The following is a 16,761-nucleotide window of genomic DNA, read 5'->3' on the forward strand; positions in this document are numbered from 1 at the left end:
AGTTGCGCATGAAGATCGAAAAAGACCGCGTTGTCCGCTTCCACTACACCGTTTCCGAAGTCGGCCAGGAGCCGATCGAATCGTCCAAGGACCGCGGCGAGCCGCTGGCGATCCTGATCGGCCACGGCAACATCATCCCGGGCCTGGAAAACGCCATGATGGACAAGGAAGCCGGCGCGACCTTCAGCGTTGACGTCAACGCAGCCGATGCCTACGGCGAGCGCCGCGAGGGCCTGTCCCAGCGCGTGCCGAAGAAGCATTTCGGCAACACCAAGCTGGCTCCGGGCCAGCAGGTCGTGCTGCAGACCAACTTCGGCCCGCGTGCGGTGACCGTGCAGAAGGTCGGCATGAGCGTCGTCGACGTCGACCTGAACCATCCGATGGCTGGCAAGGACCTGCACTTCGACGTGGAAATCGTCGATGTGCGCGAAGCCGGCAAGGAAGAGATCGACCACGGCCACGTCCACGGCGACGGCGGTCACCACCACTGATCGCAGCGCGATCATGATGGCAGCAACGGCCCGCTTCGGCGGGCCATTGCGTTTCTGGAACACGGCGCGGCCATCCATGGCACGCGGGCCGGCGGCATAATGGCGGACCTGCCCGACGGACGCCCCGTGAACGCCGCTTCTCCTTCCCTGCAGCCGGTGGCTTCCGGCGAACGCATCGCCGTGCTGGACGTGCTGCGCGGTGCTGCGCTGCTGGGCATCCTGCTGATGAACATCGAGGCCTTCAGCGGACCGCTGGACCTGGCCTTCACCGGCATCGACGTGCATTGGCAGGGTATCGACTACTGGGCCGATGCCTTTGTCTACGTATTCGTGCAGGGGAAGTTCTTCACCCTGTTCTCGTTGCTGTTCGGCGCCGGCTTCGCGGTGATGGCGCAGCGCGCCGAGGCGGCCGGGCGTGACTTCACCCCGTTCTACCTGCGCCGCAGCGCTGGCCTGCTGCTGATCGGCCTGTGCCACGCGCTGCTGGTCTGGTCCGGCGACATCCTGGTGATGTACGCGTTGGTCTCGTTGCCGTTGCTGGCATGCCGCGAGGCGCCGCGCAGCTGGCTGCCGTGGATGGGTGTAACGGTCTATCTCGGCGGTGTGGCGATGATGCTGCTGGTCGGCGCGATGGTGTCGATGGCTTCGGCGGAGGACGTGCGGAAGATGCTCACCGACGCGCAGCAGAGCATCGATCTGCAGCGCCTGGTGTACGGGCAGGGCAGCTGGATGCAGGCCAATGCGCAGCGGCTGAGCGAGTTCGGCACGTCGATGGGGGCGATGCTGATCACCGGCCCGGAAGTGCTGGGCATGTTCCTGATCGGCAGCTGGTTTGCCGGCAGCGGCGCGCTGGCCACGCCGGATCGCTTCCCGCGGCTGTATGCGGTGTTGCGTTGGGGGGCGCTGCCCTTCGGCCTGCTGGTCACGCTGCTGGGTGTTGCCTGGAAGCCGTATCTGGCGCCGGGCGCTTACGATCTGCCGGTTACGGCGGCGATGGCGTTGGTGACGATCGGCGGCCTGCCGATGTGCCTGGGTTACCTGGCCTGGATCGTACACTGCCGCGCGCGGCTGGGCTGGCTGGCGCCGGTCGGGCGCATGGCGTTGACCCATTACCTCGGCCAGTCGCTGCTGTGCACCTGGCTGTTCTACCACTACGGCCTGGGCGCGTTCGAAACGATGCCACGCAGCGTGCAGTTGATGTTCGCGCTGCTGCTGTTCACCGTGCAGGTGGGCATCTCGCACGTATGGCTGCGCCGCTTCCGCTTTGGGCCGATGGAATGGCTGTGGCGCGCGATGACCTATCGGCAGTGGCCGCCGATGCGGCGCGAGGCCGGCCAGGGCTGATCGATGCAGGGCGCGCGCGAGGATGTGATCGTGGTCGGCGCCGGTGCCATTGGACTGGCTGTCGCACTCGCGCTGCGTGCACAGGGCCGGCAGGTACGCGTGATCGACCGTGGGCGTGTCGGCGGCGCGACTTCGCATGGCAACTGCGGCACCATCACCCCCAGCCACGCGCCACCGCTGGCAGCGCCCGGCGTGCCGTTGCGCGCGCTGCGCTGGATGCTCGATCCGCGTGCGCCGCTGTACGTGCGTACACGCCTGGACCCAGCATTGTGGCGCTGGCTGCTGCAGTTCGGGGCGCGCTGCAACGCACGCGACTGGCTGCACGCCACGCGGGCACGCGGCGCATTGTTGAATGATTCACGGCTGCGCCTGGCGCAGTGGGTGCAGACGCATGCGCTGGACTGCGAGTTCGAGGCGCGCGGTCTGGACTATGTGTTCGGTGACGCCCGCAATTTCGATCACCACGCTGCCGAGTGTGAGGCGCTGAACGCACAGGGCATTGCCTCGGCGCGCATCAATGGCACCGACTACGCGCGCGACAATCCGGCGTTTCATGATCGCCTTGCCGGTGCGATCCACTTCCCCGGCGATGCCCAGCTGCGTCCGGACCGCTACACCGCCGAACTGGCGCGCGTGCTGCGCGCACAGGGCGTGGTGATCGAAGAGCAGTCGGACGTGGAGGATTTCAGCGCCGATGCGCAGGGTGTGCGCGTGCGTGTCGGTGAACGCATGCTGCTGGCGCGAGAGCTGGTGCTGGCGACCGGGCCGTGGTCACCGAGCTGGGCGCGGCAACTGGGTCTGCGCGTGCCGATCCAACCCGGCAAGGGCTACTCGCTGACCTGGTCACGACCGGCGCAGGTGCCGCAGCGTCCAGTCGTGCTGAAGGACCATTCCGTGTTCGTGATCGCCTGGCGCGAAGCGCTGCGGCTGGGCGGTACCATGGAATTCGCCGGTGCCGATCCGCAGCTGCGCACGACCCGCCTGCAGGCCTTGCAGCAGGCCGCCGACCACTACCTGCGCGCGCCACGTGGTGTGCAGCTGCAGGAGCAGTGGTGCGGGTGGCGCCCCATGAGCGTGGACGACGTGCCGTTGATCGGCCGCGCGCCCGCGCATCCTCACGTCTGGCTTGCAGCGGGGCATGGCATGCTCGGCATCAGCATGAGCGCCGGCACCGGCCAGCTGATCGCCGATCTCGTCTGCGGCCGCACGCCGGCGATCGATCCTGCCCCTTACCGACCCGAGCGATTCCGATGAGCACTGCACCCTATGATTACGACCTGATCGTCCTTGGCGGTGGTTCCGCCGGCCTGGCTGGCGCGATCCGCGCCGCGCAGCACGGCAAGCGCGTGGCGCTGCTGGAGCCTGGTGAACTGGGCGGGACCTGCGTCAACGTCGGCTGCGTGCCGAAGAAGGCCATGTGGCTGGCGGCCGACCTGCACGAGCGCATCGGCCTGGCCAGTGCGATGGGTTTCGATGTCAAGGCACGCCCGGCATTGTCGTGGCAGGAGCTGGTGATCCATCGCCAGGCCTACATCAGCAACATCCACACCAGCTACCACAAGCGCCTGGACGAAACCGGCGTGGTGCGCATTCCGGCGCGCGGTCATCTGCTCGATGCGCATACCGTGGCCTGCAGCGATGGCGTGCGTTACAGCGCTGAACACATCCTGATCGCCACCGGCGCGCACCCGCTGCGGCCTGACATCCCCGGTGCCGAACTGGGCCTGGTCTCCGATGATTTCTTCGATCTGCGCGCGGCACCGGCCGAGGTGGCGATCATCGGTGGCGGTTACATCGCGGTGGAGCTGGCCGGCCTGCTGCAGGCACTGGGCGGCAAGGTGAGCCTGCTGGTGCGTGGCCAGCGGCTGCTGGATCGCTTCGATTACGAGCTGACCGATCAGCTGGCCGAGAACCTGAAGCAGCAGGGCGTGCGCATCCATTTCGGCTATCGCCTGCGCGAGCTGCAGCGCGATGGCGAACGCGTACGTGCATTCGGCCATGATGGCCCGCTCGACAGCGTGTTCGACGCGGTGTTCTTTGCCACCGGCCGCCGTGGCAACAGCCGCGATCTGGGCCTGGAAGCGCTCGGCATCGGTATCGGCGAACACCAGCAGGTGCAGGTGGACGAATGGCAGACCACGTGTGTGCCGAGCGTGCACGCGGTGGGCGACATCGCTGGCAAGGTCGGCCTGACCCCGGTGGCGGTGGCCGCTTCGCGGCGGCTGATGGACCGCCTGTTCGGTGGCCGCCCGCAGTCGAAGATGGATTACGAGAACGTGGCCAGCGTGGTGTTCTCGCATCCACCGCTGGGCGCGGTGGGCATGAGCGAAGAAGAGGCGCGCGCGCGGTTCGATCAGGTGACCGTCTACCACAGCCGTTTCCGTCCGATGCTGCAGGCGCTGGCCAACGGCACCCAGCGCAGCCTGTTCAAGATGGTCTGTGCCGGTCCGGAAGAACGGGTGGTGGGCATCCACCTGCTGGGCGAAGCGGCCGACGAGATCCTGCAGGGCTTTGCGGTGGCGGTGAAGATGGGCGCGACCAAGGCCCAGTTCGACGACACCGTGGCGATCCACCCGACCTCGGCCGAGGAAGTGGTGCTGATGCGCTGAGCTGGACGGTTTTAGAGCCGATCCTATGCTCGGCTGCGTTCTGTGCAGACAGGGGCAGCCGAGCGCAGGCTCGGCTCTCCAGGTCACCAGGCGCACCCATGCGACAATGGACGCCCTTACGCCTTCCCTGGCCGCCCCGTGCGGCCCGCCGTCGTCCTGATGTCCAGCCCCGCTTCCCGTATCGCCACCGCTTCCCCACGCATCGCGCTGGGAGGCATCGGCCTGGCCACGATCGGCGCCATCGCCGCCTCCGGCAAGGCCGTCATCGTCAAGCTCGGCCTGCGTCACGGCGTGGATGCCACCACGCTGCTCGCCCTGCGCATGCTGATGGCGCTACCGCTGTTCGTACTGATGGCACTGTGGTCCGCGCGCCGGGCCGAGCCGCTGTCCTGGGCCGACCGTGCCCGCGTGTTGTGGCTGGGCTTCACCGGCTACTACCTGTCCAGTCTGCTCGACTTCCAGGGCCTGCAGTACATCAGCGTGACCCTTGAGCGCCTGATTCTTTACTTGAACCCGACCCTGGTGCTGCTGATCAACGTGCTGCTGGCGCGCCAGCGGCCCGGTCGGTGGCAGATCGGCGCGCTGGTGCTGAGCTATCTGGGCGTGCTGCTCGCCTTCGGCCACGATCTGCAGCGCGAGGGCGGGCAGATCATCGTCGGCAGCCTGCTGGTACTGGGCAGTGCGCTCAGCTACGCGCTGTACCTGTTCGGCAGTGGGCAGGTGGTCGCACGCATCGGCGCGGTGCGGTTGACCGCCTATGCCAGCTGCGTGGCCAGCGTGCTGGTGCTGCTGCATTTCGCGGTGACCCATCCGCTGCCGTTGCTGTGGCAGGCACCGGCGCCAGTGCAATGGCTGTCGCTGGTCAATGCCACCGTGTGCACGGTGCTGCCGGTGCTGGCGATCATGCTGGCGGTGCAGCGCGTGGGTTCGTCGCTGGCCGCGCAGGTCGGTATGCTGGGCCCTGTTTCCACCATCGTGATGAGCCTATGGCTGCTCGACGAACCGATGGGGCCGGCGCAGATCGCCGGCACCGTGCTGGTACTGATCGGCGTACTGCTGGTGACCCGCCTGCGGCGCTGACACCGGAGCAGGCGCGTGCGCGCATCCTGGCGGTGATCCGCGCGATCCCCGTAGGGCAGGTGATGGGTTATGGGCAGGTAGCGATGCGCGCGGGCCTGCCCGGGCGTGCGCGGCTGACCGCGCGCATCCTGGGCCAGAACGACGACCCGGACCTGCCCTGGCACCGCGTGCTGCGCTCGGATGGGCGCATCGCCATGGAAGAAGGGTCGGCCGGATGGCGCGAGCAGTCACAGCGGTTGCGCGCGGAGGGCGTGGTGGTGGAGAACGGCCGGGTGCGGATGCCGGCGGCTGATCCGGCAGCGGCACTGGATGCCGCTGTGTGGGGCCCGGTCTGAGCACCGCTGGCGACTGAACAGGCCGGACCTGAGGGCCGCCAACAAGACACGGTGCTGCGGCTATGATGGAGGCCGTTCCATGCCGGTACTCCCATGTTCCCGCGACTGCCAACCGTCACCAAGGCCCTGCTGATCGCCAATGCGATCCTGTTCCTGCTGCAGCAGCCGTTCCTGCTCGGCATGCAGACCTTCGAGCCGTTCATGCTGCAACCGCTGCAGCAGGGCTTCGATGCGTTCTCGCCGGGCGGCAACTTCCAGCCGTGGCAGCTGCTGACCTATGGCTTCCTGCATGCCAGCTTCGGCCACCTGTTCTTCAACATGCTGGCGGTCTTCATGTTCGGCGCGCCGCTGGAGCAGACCTGGGGCGAGAAGCGCTTCCTGCTGTATTACCTGGTGTGCGTGGCTGGTGCAGGCGTCTGCCAGCTGCTGGTGGGCACGCTGCTGGAAAACCCGGCGACGGTGCTGGGCGCCTCCGGTGGCGTGTTTGGCCTGCTGCTGGCCTACGGCATGCTGTTCCCCAACCAGCGGGTGATGCTGCTGTTCCCGCCGATCCCGATGAAGGCGCGTACCTTCGTGATCCTGTTCGGCGTGGGTGAGCTGGTGCTGGGCATGACCGGCTGGCAGCCGGGCGTGGCCCATTTCGCGCACCTGGGCGGCATGCTGTTCGGCTGGTTGCTGATCCGTTACTGGCGCGGGCAGCCGCCGTTCAACAAGCGCCGCCCGCCCGGCCCACCGAAGCGCCCGAACCATCTGCGCAGCGTCAAATGATCCGAAGGATCATTTGACGCCGTAGGTGCCGACCGTTGGTCGGCACACCACTACAGGTCCCGCAGCACCACCTGCGCCGCATTGTGCCCCGGTGCACCGGTAACACCACCGCCGGGATGGGTACCCGACCCACACAGATACAGGCCGGGAAGGGCGCCGCGATAGCCGGCCTGGCCGACCATCGGCCGCGCCGAGAACAACTGGTTGGCGCTCAGTGCGCCGTGGAAGATGTCGCCGCCGACCAGACCGAAGGTGCGTTCCAGATCGAGCGGGGACAGCACCTGACGACCGAGCACGCTGTCAGCGAAGCCGGGCGCATAGCGTTCAACGGTAGCGATCATCAGGTCGGCTACCGTCTCGCGGTGGTCATCCCAGTGACGCCCATCAGGAAGTACCGGCGCCACGTGCTGGCAGAACAGGCTGGCCACATGCTGTCCGGGCGGTGCCAGTGAATCGTCCAGCGTACTGGGTATCAGCATTTCCACGATCGGTTCGCGCGACCAACCGTCGCGGCGCGCATCCAGCCAGGCGCGATCCATGTAGTCCAGGCTGGGGGCCATGATGATGCCGGCACTGAGGTGATCGCCCGGACCGGGCAGGGCGCGGAACTCCGGCAGCCGCGACAGCGCCACGTTCATCCGGAAGGTGCCGGAACCGCAGCGCCAGTTCGTCATGCGTTCGCGTGTGGCAGCCGGTACCTGCGCCGGCTCCAGCAGCTGTTCGTACAGCAGCTTCGGATTGACGTTGGCGACCACCGCGCGTGCACGCACGGTTTCGCCGTTGGCCAGTTCCACCCCCACGGTGCGGCCCTGTTCGGTCAGTACCCGTCGCACGCCGGCATCCACGCGCAGCTCGGCCCCGGCCTCGCGCGCCGCGCTGGCGATGGCCTGGCTGATCGCGCCCATGCCACCCATCGCATGGCCCCATGCACCCTTCACGCCATTGCACTGGCCGAACACGTGATGCAGCAACACGTAGGCGCTGCCCGGTGTGTATGGACTGGCATAGTTGCCGACGATGCCATCGAAGCCGAACAGCGCCTTGATCGGCTCGCTCTCGAACCAGCGGTCCAGGTATTCCGCCGCCGACAGCGTGAACAGGTCCAGCAGCTCCTGCCGCAGCGGTGCATCCAGCGCCGCCAGTTCGCGGCCGAGCTTCCCCATCTGCCAAAGTGCGGGCAGGCCGCGCCAGCCGCCGGCGACGCCGATGTCCGGTGGCGCGCGGAGAGCCCACGCGCGCAGTACATCGGCGAAGATCTCCAGGCGTGCTTCGTACGCTGGCAGGCGCTGTGCATCCCGAGCGGAGAATCCAGCGACTTCGGCCTGGGTGCGGCCAGGTGCCGACAACAGGTAGCGGTCGTCGGGCAATGGCAGGAAGTTGTTGGCCGGGCGCGTGACAATGCGCAGCCCATGGGCATGCAGTTGCAGGTCTTCGATCACCTTCGGTTGCAACAGCGACACCGTGTACGACGCCACCGAGTTGCGGAAGCCGGGATGGAACTCCTCGGTGACCGCCGCTCCGCCGAGCACGCCGCGCCGTTCAAGGACCAGCACCTTCTTTCCGGCCTTCGCCAGATAGGCCGCACAGACCAGGCCGTTGTGGCCACCCCCGATGATGATTGCATCCCAGGACATCAGCACCTCAAAAAAAGGGGACGGAGGGGATTAAGTCGCAATTCGCACAGGGTCGGCAGCGGTGGGCAGAAACGACTTAATCCCCTCCGTCCCCTTTTTTTATTGCCGCCTCGATGGTGGCGATGTCGATCTTCTTCATCGGCATCATCGCGTTGAAGGCGCGCTTGGCCAGTGCCTTGTCCTTGCTGGTCACTGCTTCGATGAGCATGCGCGGGCTGATCTGCCAGGAGATGCCCCAGCGATCCTTGCACCAGCCGCATTGGCTCTCCTGGCCGCCGTTGCCGACGATCGCATTCCACAGGCGGTCGGTCTCGGCCTGGTCCTCGGTCTGGATCTGGAAGGAGAACGCTTCGCTGTGCTTGAACGCGCTGCCGCCGTTGAGGCCGACGCAGGGAATGCCGCAGACGGTGAATTCGACGGTCAGCACGTTGCCTTCCTTGCCATCCGGGTAGTCGCCCGGCGCGTGATGCACGGCGGTGACCGCGCTGTCGGGCAGGAGGCTGGCATAGAAGGTGGCGGCCTCGAGCGCGCCGTTGTCGTACCAGACACAGATGGTGTTCTTGTGTGCCATGTCGGGGCTCCGCGATGGACGAAGCCGCAGCGATAGCACGCCCGGTGTTAAGCCGGGATCGTGCTGCACCCGCAAAAAGAAGGGCGCCCGAAGGCGCCCTCTGCATTGCCAGTTGCAGCAGTTAGCTCAGCGCCAGACCTTGATCTGCTCGGCTTCGCTGCGCTGCATCGGCTGGCCGGCCTTGCAGCTGAAGGTGGCACCGAACGCCGGCAGGTTGGCCAGCGTGCCGTTGCTGCGCCACAGGCCCGGTGCACGGATGTCGGCGGTCAGGCGACGCACGGCCTCGTTCGGCGACAGCTGCTGCGCCCACAACGCCGACCACGCGCGGAAGAAGCCCTGTTGCTGTGCCTGCTTGGCCTTCGGCTCCTGCGCGGTGTACGCGGCCCAGGCCAGTTCCAGGCCGGCGATGTCGGCCAGGTTCTCTTCCTGGGTGAGCGTGCCGTTGACCTTGGCACCCTTCACGCCCGGGAAGTCGTACGCGCTGTACTGCGCGGCCACGCGATTGCCGAGCAGGGTCCAGGCGGTCTTGTCGGCCGGGGTCCACCAGCTGCGCAGTTCGCCCTTGGCGTCGACCAGCGCGCCCTTGGCATCGATCGCGCGGGTCAGCTCGTGGCCGACCAGGCCACCGAAGCTGCCGAACTTGTCGGCAGCGTCGGCCTTGGCGTTGAACACCGGCCCCTGCAGGATCGCAGCGGTGACGATCAGGCGGTTCTGCGCCAGGTCATAGGCCAGCGACGGCTGCTGCGGCAGCACGTCCCAGCGGCGGTCGGCGTTGCCCTTGCCGATGCGCTTCATTTCCTCGCGATGGCGCCAGGTCGACGCGATCAGCATGTTGCCGCCGAACGAGCCGCGGCCCATCGGCTGCACGCTGTAGTCGAGGTCGCGCAACGGGGTGCCGATCTCGATCTTCAGCGCGGCCAGCTTGGCCTGCGCTTCGGTCTTGGCTTCGGCACTCATCCAGCTGCTGTTCTTGACCGCTTCGATCTGCACTTCGCGCACCTTGTCGACGATCCATGCGGCCTGGCGACGGTCTTCGGCCGACAGGTAACGGGCGGCGTATTCGCGACCGAGCATCGGGCCGGCGGCCACGTTGATCGCCTCCAGCACGTCTTCCCAGCGCTGCGGCGGCAGGGTTTCGCCACGCAGCACGCGGCCGCGGAATTCGAATTCGGCGTCGCGGTAGGCCTTGGACAGGTAGGGCGCCATCGAGTCGCCCACGCGCCAGCGCAGGTAGGCCTTCCACTGGTCCGGCTTGAGCTTGGTGACCATGCCATCGAGCTGCTTGAACAGGCCCGGGTCGGCCAGCGAGACCAGGTCGTCGTCCACGCCCTGGGCCTTCAGGAAGGCATCCAGCTGCAGGTTGCGGTAGCGGCTGTTGAGCTCCTTGGTGGAGATCGGCGCGTAGTTGTTGAACGGGTTGTTGATGCCGGCCAGCGACTGCGCGTTGCGCGCCAGTTCGGTTTCCAGTGCGATCACCGATTGCGACTCGGCATCCAGCTTGGCGGCCGGAGTGCCGGTCAGTGCCAGGATCTGCTTGACGTAATTGCGGTAGCGGCCCATCAGCGCAACGGTGTCGGCGTCGGTGCGGGTATAGAACGCCGGGTCCGGCAGGCCCATGCCGCCCTGCATGAAGTAACCGATGTGGCGGTCCAGCGCCTTCAGGTCCACGTCCGGGCCGAAGTTGAAGGCCACCGGGATGCCGACCTGGTGCAGCGCGGCGATCGAGGCCGGCACGTCCTTGGCCTTCTTGATCGCGTTGATGCGGGTCAGCAGCGGGGCGATCGGATTGGATCCGTCGGCTTCCACGGCGGCTTCGTCCAGGCCGCTGGCCCAGAAGTCGCCCAGCAGTTTCTGCACGTTGCCCTGCGGCGCCTTCATGGCTGCGTCGAGCAGTTCACGCTGCTGCTGACGGCTGCGGTCGACCAGCTGGCCCAGCGCGGTGGTGGCACCGGTCTGTGGCACCGGGTTGGCCTTCAGCCAGCCTGCGTTGGTGGCGTCATAGAAGTCGCTGCACTGGGCGCTGACGGCCGGGGCGCGCGCGGCCTTCTTCTTGGCGGCGGCGAACGCATCATGGGTCGGGACCAGGGTCGCCAGGCTGATGCCCAAGGCGATGGCAAGCGGACGGAAATTGGGCATGTGGAACGAATCCGTGATGGATTGAGGGCGCGCGCACTATAGCAAGCCGGGAAGCTGCCCGGGATGAGGGACCGGGAATGCAACCTTCCGGATAAAAAAATCCCCCTGCCGAAGCAGGGGGAGGAGAGATGGCTGGGGGCCGTGCAGACGACCCCACACCCAAGAGTGGAACATTCGCTCGACTTGCTTAGAAGTCGTAACGAGCCGACAGGCGAACCTGACGCGGTGCGGTGTAGCCCAGAGGCTGGTTGTAGCGCTGATCCGGCGTCACGCGATCGGTTGCGTAATTGCTGTAGTAGAACGTCGGCTCCTGGCGATTCAGCACGTTGAGTACGTCGGCCTGGAGGGTCAGCTTCTTGTCAGCCCACAGCGGGGTGTAAGCCAGCGACAGGTTCAGGGTGTAGTTCCACGGCGTGTCACCCTTGCTGCCACGTGCCGAGAAAGCGTAGTCGCTGGACGGCGGGATGTAGCCTGCCGAGCCCGGAGCGGTACCGCTGCCTGCCAGGCCGCAGAAGTGATAGTAGGCGCCGTTGTACAGGCCCTGGTCTGCAGTCGGGTAGAAGCTGGTGCAGGAACGCGGACGACCCGAATCGATCAGCAACGAACCACCCACGCGCCATTCTTCGCTGATCTGGTACGCGCCGAATGCCTTGATCTGGTGTGCACGGTGGTTCGGCAGTCGGCCGTTTGCACCGACCATCAGCTGCGGCAGGTCCCAGTCCTGCGTGGCCGACACGTCGGTCTGGCCACCGGTACCGGTGTCGAGGTCGGAAGCCAGCTGACCTTCAGTGTTGCCGTAGTTGCGCGAGAAGGTGTAGTTGATCTTGCCGTTGAACTTCTCGCCGATCGAGCCTTCCAGGAACAGGTCCAGTGCGTAGTAGCGACGCTTCAGCTTGGGCAGGTTCAGCTCTGCTGCTGAATAGGTCACCTGCTCGAAGCTGCCGTCTGCCTGCTCCTGCCAGAAGGTGTTGGATTCACCCGGATTGAAGATGAAGCAGCCACCGCCCAGCGCCGGTGTGCAGGTATCGTCGATTGCGCTCTTCAGGTCACGGTAGGTGAACTTCGCACCCCAGGTCAGGTTGCTGTTGAGCACCTGCTCCATGCCGATGATGTACTCGTCCTGATAGTGGGACTTCAGGTTCACGGCTGCCACGGTGCGCGGATCCGGAGCGTCACCGCATTCGAGGTTGGACGAGATTGCATTCGGCTTGCCGGGGCAGGTGTAGCCCTTGCTCTGGTCCACGGGCACGTTCACCAGGCCGGTCGGCGTACCATCGGCGGCGACGCCGGTGTAGGTGAAGTACTCCATGGTGTACAGAGAGCCGGAAGCGGCGCGCACGGCGACGTTGTTCGGCAGTGCCAGGTGGTAACGGCCGGCATTGGCAAACAGCTTCAGGGTCGAATCACCATGGACGTCCCAGACAGCGCCCAGGCGCGGAGCCCACTGGTTGTCCTGCTTGACGTACACCTCACCGGCGCTGGTGTAGTTCTTGAAGGTCTCGTTGCGCAGGCCCAGCTGCAGCAACAGGTTGTCGGTAACCTGCCAGCGATCTTCGATGTACTGCGCGCTCTGCTTGGTCTTCACCTGAGCAATCTGGGTGTAGTACTGCTGGCGCACGTAGTAGCCCTGGTTGCCCAGGCCGCCGGCTGCGGCCGGGGAGCCTACGCCATGGGAGGCGTCAATGGCGGCGTTCGGGTTGTTGGTGCGCGAGTAGACCCAGACGAAACCGCCACCGTATTCGCTACCGGTGAACGACTCCGCTTCCATGTTGTCCAGACCCGCGCGAAGGTCGTGGTTGCCCAGACGATAGTTGACGTCGAAGCGGAAGCCCTTGGTTTCGTCATAGGCGCCCGGGACGTTGACGGTAGCCGCAGTCCAGCAACCTGCGTAGTTGGCAGCCGGAATGCCTGGTGCGCGCGTGGTGGCCGAAGACGAGGTGCGCGGGCACGCCGGGTTGTAGCCCCAGGGCGACTGGCTGTGATCGACCTTCTGCGTACCGTACAGGGCCGAGATGGTCAGGTCGTCAGTCAGGTAGCCGGTGTACTTGCCGACGTACAGACGTGCCTTGTCTTCGTTGTAGGTGCCTGCGTTCTGGACGTTGCCCGGGGTTCCGGTGGCGTAGTCGTAGGTGTAGCCATCGCTGTAGTACTTGGTGACGTCGGATACACCGGTCAGCTCAAGGAGATGGTTGTCGGTGATGTTCCAGTCGATCTTCGCAGCCCAGCGGGGGTACTCGTACTCGTACTCCTGCCATGCATTGGTGGTGGTCGCCGCTGCCTGCGATGTGGAGGCCACGCCTTCACCCTGTCGCTTGGTCAGTTCGACGTTTGCGTAGAAGAACAGCTTGTCCTGCACGATCGGGCCGCTGGCATAGATGCCGCTGCTCTGGGTCCAGCTCTGGGACTTCTTGCGGGTCTGGTACAGCTTGCCGTCGGTGCGCTTGGTCGGGTCGGCGTTGTCATCGCCGTAGAAGCCCGTATTCGGGAAGTACAGGTCCTTGGGGTCCGAACGAAGCGATTCCGGGCTCCAGTAGGTGTACGCACCGGCATGGAACTCGTTGGAGCCGCGCTTGGTGACCACGTTCACCACACCACCGGTGGCGCGACCAAACTCGGCACCATAGCCGCCCGTGAGCGTCTGCTGCTGGGCCAGGGCATCGAAGGGCAGCGTGGTGAAGCCGATGGAGGTCAGCGGATTGGTGACCGGATAGCCGTTGATGTAATAGGCATTCTCGGAGGAGGCTGCACCACCGAAGCTCGGTACCGTATTGCCATTGGCGGTATAGGCGGAGTTGGACACCACGCTCGGTGCCAACAGGGCGATGCTGGCAATGTCACGGCCGACGGCGATCTTGTTGATCTGCTCGGCGGTGAACACGGTGCGGGTGTCGATCTGGGTAACGTCCACGCGCGGAACAGCTGCAGCGGTTACTTCCACGCGGTCCAGATTCTGCACATTGCCGCCCGCGCCGAAGGAGACGTCGGTACCGCTGGCAATGATCACCTGCACGGAGTCGCGGGTCGCCACGACCTCGCCGTTCTTCTGCAGGGTGACCTTGTAGTTGCCGTTGGGCAGGTCAGCTGCACGGTAGCGGCCGTTCTTGTCCACGGTCACGGTGCGGCTCAAGCCGGTGCCCAGATTCTGGACGGTCACGGTGCTGCCAGGCTCGCCAGAACCATAGATGTTGCCGGTCACGGATTGGGCGTGTGCGGCGCCCGCCAGGCACAGGCCCAGCGCCACAGTCAGACCCGCGCGACGCAGCTGCTTGGAATGCTTGCTCATCGAGTTCCCCGAAAGTGAATATTGAAAATTAACAGGGGTTGAACAGACCCCTGAATCAATGAATAACAGATGAACTCACATGGGCGCAACCGATTCGTAATGTTTTTTTCACAGATCTGCGCTAAGCCCTTGTGGCACAAGGGCTTGACGTCGATCACAAAAAAGGCCCGGAACCAGGTCCGGGCCTTCAAGAGCCTTCCGACATCGCCGGATGGCGCCAAAAACTCACATTTTATTCAGGTTGAGTGGACGTTCTGATCGCTCTTCACGGCTTACCAGATCACCACCTGCTGGTCGCCGCTGCGGGCCATCGGCGAACCGGCCTTGCACTGGAACGCGGCGGCGAAGGTCGGCAGGTTCGACGGCGCACCCATGGCGCGGAACTGCGCCGGGGCGTGCGGGTCGGTCGCCAGGCGGACCTTGGCGTTCTCCGGGGTGTACTTGGTGCGCCACACGGTGGCCCAGTTGAAGAAGAAGCGCTGGTCGCGGGTGAAGCCGTCCACCTTCGGGTCTTCCTTGCCGGCGCTGGCCTTCTGCAGGGCATCGTAGGCGGTAGCCAGGCCGCCCAGGTCGGCGATGTTCTCACCCAGGGTCAGGTGGCCGTTCACCGCCTGGCCGTCGACCTTGTACTGGTCGAACTGCTTGACCAGCTTGCCGGTCAGGCCTTCGAAGTTCTTCTTGTCAGCGGCGGTCCACCAGTCTTCCATGTTGCCGGTCGGCCCGAAACGTGCGCCCTGGTCGTCGTAACCGTGGGTCATTTCGTGGCCGATCACCGCGCCGATGCCGCCGTAGTTCAGTGCGTCGTCGGCCTTCGGATCGAAGAACGGCGGCTGCAGGATGGCGGCCGGGAACACGATCTCGTTCTGCAGCGGGTTGTAGTAGGCGTTGACCGTCTGCGGGGTCATGCCCCACTCGGTCTTGTCCACCGGCTTGCCGATCTTGGACAGGTTGAACTTGTAGTTGAACTCGTTGGCCGCGCGCACGTTGCCCAGGAAGCTGTCGCGCTGGGTCTGCAGGCCCGACCAGTCACGCCACTTGTCCGGGTAGCCGATCTTCGGGGTGAAGGTTTCCCACTTGGCGATGGCCTTGGCCTTGGTTTCATCGCTCATCCAGCTCAGGCCCTGGATGCGGTCCTTCAGCGAGGCGGCCAGGTTCTTCACCAGTTCTTCCATCTTCGCCTTGGCTTCCGGCGAGAAGGCCACCTTCACGTACAGCTGGCCAAAGGCTTCACCGGCGTCATTCTCGATGGTGCCCAGCACACGCTTCCAGCGCGGCTTCTGCTCCTTCTGGCCGTTGAGGGTTTTGCCGTAGAACTCGTAGTTCTCCTGCACGAAGGCATCGGCCAGGTACGGCGAGGCGCTGTCCACGGTGTGGAAGCGCAGGTAGGCACGCCACACCGACGGATCGGTGTCGCCCAGCGCCTTGCTCACTTCCTCATGGAAGGCCGGCATGGCCAGCGAGAACTTCTCCGGTGCGGCCACGCCCTGCGACTTGAAGAACTCGGTCCAGCTGAAGTTCGGGGTCAGCTTGTCCGCGTCGGCCACGGTGACCGGGTTGTAGTACAGCTCGACGTTGCGCGAAAGTTCGACACGCGACTTGGACGCCTTGGCCAGGCGGGTCTCGAACTTGACCACGTCCTCGGCCTGCTTGGCAGCGTCGGCAGCGGCGACGCCGGACAGCTCCAGCACCTTGGCGACGTGCGCCTGGTAGGCCTTCAGCTTGTCGGCGTTCTTGGCATCGGTGTAGTAGGTGCTGTCCGGCAGGCCCAGGCCGCCCTGGCTGGCGTAGGCCATGTTCACGGCCGAGTTCTTGAAGTCGGCTTCGGCGCCGAAGCCGAACAGGACGTTGTCACCCTTGGCGGCGCTGGTGCGCAGGTAGTTGGCGATGGCCGCCTTGTCCTGCAGGCCATCGATCGCGGTCAGGTCGGCCTTCAGCGGCTCGATGCCCTGGGCGTTGATCTTGGCCTCGTCCATGCCGGTGGCCCACAGGTCACCGACGATCTTCTCGATGTGGTTCGGGGTCTTCACCTGCGCGACCTGTTCGGCCAGCTGGTGCTGCACGGCCACCGAACGCTCGTCGAGGATGGTGAAGGCGCCCCAGCTGGTGCGGTCGCCCGGGATTTCATTGGCGGCCAGCCACTTGCTGTTGACGTAGTCGCCGAAGGCGCCACAGGCGTCCTTGCTGGTATCGAGGTCGCTGGGCTGGAAGGCGTTGTAGGCCGGCAGCTTGCTCTCGTCCAGCGTGTAGTTTGTGGCTTCGGCGGCAGCCGGCGTGGAGGCGGTGGCATCCTTGGCCGGGGTTTCGTTCTTGCCGCAGCCAACCAGCGCGGCCGAAACGGCCAGGGTCAGCAGCACGATCTTGGGAGTACGGGTCACTTTGATGGCCTCCAGGCCGAGTGAGTCAGGGAAGGGCCGCGGGGACGGCCGTGGGCCGAACGATACGCCGCCGGCCTGGCCTGCAAGGGTGTCGAAGGTCATGGGCGGGCGCAAGGGCCAGAAACGGAAAAGACC

Annotated in this window: 12 protein-coding genes; 7 read left to right on the forward strand and 5 right to left on the reverse strand. The window is 65.7% G+C overall.

The features are described from left to right. Positions 1 to 8: 8 nt before the first annotated feature. The 7 genes from AC5P60_RS16595 (at position 9) to AC5P60_RS16625 (ending at position 6,627) form a co-directional block, all read left to right on the forward strand. On the forward strand, positions 9 to 491 hold the full coding sequence (locus AC5P60_RS16595; protein ID WP_012480915.1) for an FKBP-type peptidyl-prolyl cis-trans isomerase: 483 nt from the start codon (positions 9 to 11) through the stop codon (positions 489 to 491). Between the two features lie 99 nt (positions 492 to 590). After that, positions 591 to 1,835: a DUF418 domain-containing protein gene (locus AC5P60_RS16600; protein ID WP_024956344.1), complete on the forward strand. Its 1,245-nt coding sequence runs from the start codon at positions 591 to 593 to the stop codon at positions 1,833 to 1,835. Between the two features lie 3 nt (positions 1,836 to 1,838). Beyond that, on the forward strand, positions 1,839 to 3,089 hold the full coding sequence (locus tag AC5P60_RS16605) for an NAD(P)/FAD-dependent oxidoreductase (protein WP_483693290.1): 1,251 nt from the start codon (positions 1,839 to 1,841) through the stop codon (positions 3,087 to 3,089). After that, positions 3,086 to 4,444: a glutathione-disulfide reductase gene (gorA, locus tag AC5P60_RS16610; RefSeq protein WP_483693291.1), complete on the forward strand. Its 1,359-nt coding sequence runs from the start codon at positions 3,086 to 3,088 to the stop codon at positions 4,442 to 4,444. The genes AC5P60_RS16605 and gorA overlap by 4 nt, the downstream gene beginning before the upstream one ends. Positions 4,445 to 4,603: 159 nt before the next feature. Beyond that, positions 4,604 to 5,524 carry a DMT family transporter gene (locus AC5P60_RS16615; RefSeq protein ID WP_483693292.1) on the forward strand — a complete coding sequence of 307 codons (921 nt, stop codon included), beginning with the start codon at positions 4,604 to 4,606 and terminating at the stop codon, positions 5,522 to 5,524. Then, positions 5,431 to 5,859 carry an MGMT family protein gene (locus AC5P60_RS16620; protein ID WP_395760173.1) on the forward strand — a complete coding sequence of 143 codons (429 nt, stop codon included), beginning with the start codon at positions 5,431 to 5,433 and terminating at the stop codon, positions 5,857 to 5,859. The genes AC5P60_RS16615 and AC5P60_RS16620 overlap by 94 nt, the downstream gene beginning before the upstream one ends. 93 nt (positions 5,860 to 5,952) lie before the next feature. Then, positions 5,953 to 6,627 (forward strand): rhomboid family intramembrane serine protease, encoded by a 675-nt coding sequence (locus AC5P60_RS16625; RefSeq protein WP_483693293.1) that lies wholly within the window; start codon positions 5,953 to 5,955, stop codon positions 6,625 to 6,627. Between the two features lie 50 nt (positions 6,628 to 6,677). Here the strand turns inward: AC5P60_RS16625 and AC5P60_RS16630 are convergent, their stop codons facing one another. From AC5P60_RS16630 to AC5P60_RS16650, 5 genes are all read right to left on the reverse strand, one after another. After that, positions 6,678 to 8,261 carry a phytoene desaturase family protein gene (locus tag AC5P60_RS16630; protein ID WP_483693294.1) on the reverse strand — a complete coding sequence of 528 codons (1,584 nt, stop codon included), beginning with the start codon at positions 8,259 to 8,261 and terminating at the stop codon, positions 6,678 to 6,680. A 76-nt stretch (positions 8,262 to 8,337) separates the two neighbouring features. Continuing rightward, positions 8,338 to 8,832 carry a VOC family protein gene (locus tag AC5P60_RS16635; RefSeq protein ID WP_088435891.1) on the reverse strand — a complete coding sequence of 165 codons (495 nt, stop codon included), beginning with the start codon at positions 8,830 to 8,832 and terminating at the stop codon, positions 8,338 to 8,340. Positions 8,833 to 8,958: 126 nt separating this feature from the next. Then, complete coding sequence (locus AC5P60_RS16640; RefSeq protein ID WP_049430122.1) at positions 8,959 to 10,968, reverse strand: M13 family metallopeptidase; 2,010 nt, start codon at positions 10,966 to 10,968, stop codon at positions 8,959 to 8,961. A 187-nt stretch (positions 10,969 to 11,155) separates the two neighbouring features. After that, complete coding sequence (locus AC5P60_RS16645; RefSeq protein WP_012480906.1) at positions 11,156 to 14,251, reverse strand: TonB-dependent receptor; 3,096 nt, start codon at positions 14,249 to 14,251, stop codon at positions 11,156 to 11,158. Between the two features lie 272 nt (positions 14,252 to 14,523). Beyond that, a complete protein-coding gene (locus tag AC5P60_RS16650) occupies positions 14,524 to 16,626 on the reverse strand; it encodes a M13 family metallopeptidase (protein WP_043034822.1) in 2,103 nt (700 codons plus the stop codon). Positions 16,627 to 16,761 lie beyond the last annotated feature (135 nt).

It is taken from the genome of Stenotrophomonas sp. YJH_SMC_120 (genome assembly GCF_059368675.1).